The following is a 1943-nucleotide window of genomic DNA, read 5'->3' on the forward strand; positions in this document are numbered from 1 at the left end:
CCCCACACCCCACCCGTCACCGGAAAGAACTTCTGGCATATGCCGGTCGGGCAAGATACTCCCTCCCGACCCCTCCTGTCCCGATTTCCGGCAACCGTCAGAGACCGGACGCTCACTGCCGGTAGATCTATGAGGCATGAGCAGCACTCAGGATGAGCCCTTCGCCGACCGCTTCGACATCTCGGGCGTCACCTCGGACGGTGCCGCCTGGCTCGCCTCGGCAGGAACGTATCCGCGCAGCACCCTCGCCCTCTGGAAGGAACGGCCGGACGCCCCGGTCGTCCTGCCCTGCGGCTCCGCCTTCGACGTGGTGAGCGCCCCGGCGGTCTTCGGACGCCGCATGGTCGACCGCTTGTGGGAGGAGGGCCCGGGGTCCGGACCGGTCGCGACGTACCGGGGGCGGATGCTCCTGTTCGCCGGCCCCGGTACGGCTCAGCGGCTCCAGTCGCTGCTGGGCTGGGAGGAGTGGGGCGCGCACCCCGGGGAGCACAGCCGTACGGGGTCGGTCCCGCCGTTGCTGTGTCACGGCAGGGGCGACGCGGTGACCGTCCCGGCGCTGGCCGGCGGGGCATCGCCGGCCCCGTTCGACTCGCGCTGGCTGGTCGCTCCGGACACCCGTCGGCCCTGGCTTCCGGGCGCGGAAATCCTGCTCTGGGCGGCCGTGCGCGCGGCCCGGACCGCCGTGCGCATATCGATTTTTCCTCCCCCGGATCAGGATGCTAAGGTCTACGACGTCAGCAGGCGCCGCTAGCTCAGTTGGTTAGAGCAGCTGACTCTTAATCAGCGGGTCCGGGGTTCGAGTCCCTGGCGGCGCACCTGTGAAGGGCCCCTCGTGAGAACGAGGGGCCCTTTGACGTGCTCGGTACTCGGGATCAGCCTCCGGCCTCGCCCGGCTCCCCCGGCGTGATGGTCACCGTCCACGCCCCCGAGGCCGTCCGCCCCTCCACCTCCACCTTCACGTTGTCGCCGGGCACGGTGAAGCTCTCGCCGAGGGAGACCGGGGCGTCGGCGAGCGGCGGGTAGACCGAGGTCTCCCAGCAGGCCTCGGTGCGCGGGTGGGCGTCGACGACCTCGATCGGGCCGCTCCCGGAGGCCGCGCCGCCGCGCACCCGGTACACGAGGACGCCCTGCTTGCAGGCCGTGCTGTCGTTGCCGACGGGACTGCGCGCCTCGAAGGCCAGCGCGCTGTCGGTCCCGGTGCGCACGACCGCCAGCTTGGTCCCGAGGCCGAGCCCGAACGCCGGTGATCCCGCCGGGGCTCCGGCCGGGGAGGTGCCAGGGCCCGCGGACAGGGGTTCCAGGGTCAGCCGTTTCGGCGCGGTCCCCCGTACACACACCACCTGGCGCGGATCCAGCCAGCCCAGCTTCCACTTGTGCCAGGCGAACAGGTCGGGCGACAGGCCGAATTGACTGCCCATCAGATCCCAGTCGCCGACGTACGTGTCCCAGTCACCCTTGCCGTCCACCGGCCGGTGGTAGAGGTCGGGGAGGTCGAAGACGTGGCCCGTCTCGTGGGCGAGGACGAGCCGGTCCGGCGGGTGCTTCTCGAACACCGTGACGACCCGCCGGACGTCCGTGCCGTCGGCCCGCAGCGGGGTGTCCAGGTTGACGACCTTCGTGGCGTCCGAGTCCACACCGGGCGCGTCCGGATCGGCCACGAAGTAGACGATGTCGTAGCGCGAGAAGTCGACCTCGGGGTCGGAGGCGGCGAGCGCGTCGCGGAGGTACGCGGCCCGGTTCACCGGGTTCCAGTCGCGCTGCATGGCGTACGACGTCGAGGGGTGCGGCATGCGGATCCAGTTCCGCAGCGGGTGCGGGCGGAGCGTGAACCTGCCGTAGGAGGCGCGTTCGTAGAAGCGGGTGGTGGCCGGGAAGTGGTCGGCGGCCAGTTCGGCGGGGGTGGTGCGCGGGGTCGCGTCGGGGCAGGAGAGGAAGATCATCAC

At 71.3% G+C, this 1943-nt stretch carries 2 protein-coding genes and 1 tRNA gene; 2 read left to right on the plus strand and 1 reads right to left on the minus strand.

The window, feature by feature from the left end; all coding sequences use genetic code 11:
* The first annotated feature begins 136 nt into the window (after positions 1-136).
* On the plus strand, positions 137-751 hold the full coding sequence (locus ACNFOC_RS53860) for a bifunctional DNA primase/polymerase (RefSeq protein ID WP_416966238.1): 615 nt from the start codon (positions 137-139) through the stop codon (positions 749-751).
* Positions 742-815 (plus strand) — tRNA-Lys (locus ACNFOC_RS53865). The genes ACNFOC_RS53860 and ACNFOC_RS53865 overlap by 10 nt, the downstream gene beginning before the upstream one ends.
* 57 nt (positions 816-872) lie before the next feature.
* Here ACNFOC_RS53865 and ACNFOC_RS53870 read toward each other — a convergent pair.
* A partial coding sequence (locus ACNFOC_RS53870; protein ID WP_416966239.1) for a M6 family metalloprotease domain-containing protein occupies positions 873-1943 on the minus strand: 1071 nt, incomplete at its 5' end.

The sequence above is a fragment of the Streptomyces colwelliae genome, from assembly GCF_048158785.1.
Lineage (GTDB): Bacteria > Actinomycetota > Actinomycetes > Streptomycetales > Streptomycetaceae > Streptomyces.

Bases quoted from the DNA above. Each gene is read 5' to 3' on its own strand.
- ACNFOC_RS53860 (WP_416966238.1), top strand. From the start codon at position 137: ATGAGCAGCACTCAGGATGAGCCCTTCGCCGACCGCTTCGACATCTCG.